Below are 422 nucleotides of genomic sequence, written 5' to 3'. Positions count from 1 at the left end.
AGTATCAAAGACCAGGCCATCAAGGACATTGATGGTGTCAAGTCAACAGCAGACTCTAATGCGCAAAACGATTTGGCTAAAGTAAAGGCAGATACTAAGAAGGCGATTGATGCCAACGCTACTGCTGCTAAACAACGTATCAAAGATGCATATGATCAGTTGAGTACAACCGAAAAGGCAGCAGCTAAAGCAGATTATGACCAAGCAATCCAAAAGGTTGATGATGCTCAAGCTGCAGCAGATAAGGCTATAGATGGGGCAACGGACAAAGAAGCTGTAAATAAGGCAGCCGGTGAAGCAGATCAAGCCTTTACTCAAGCAGAAACAGCGGCAAAATTAGCATTTACGAAAGTAGCGGCAAAAGATGCAGTTAAAGCAGTAGCAGACGAAGTCAAGAGCGGCTTAAAGAAACAAGAAGACAA

1 pseudogene is annotated in these 422 nt (G+C 43.6%); it reads left to right on the top strand.

Annotated elements, in window-relative coordinates:
• A pseudogene (locus tag H3T43_RS09300) lies at positions 1-422 on the top strand (hypothetical protein); the annotation flags it as partial.

The sequence above is a fragment of the Lactobacillus sp. M0396 genome (genome assembly GCF_016101625.1).
GTDB classification, from domain to species: Bacteria; Bacillota; Bacilli; order Lactobacillales; family Lactobacillaceae; genus Lactobacillus; species Lactobacillus huangpiensis.
This window is presented reverse-complemented; position numbering and strand designations above follow the sequence as displayed.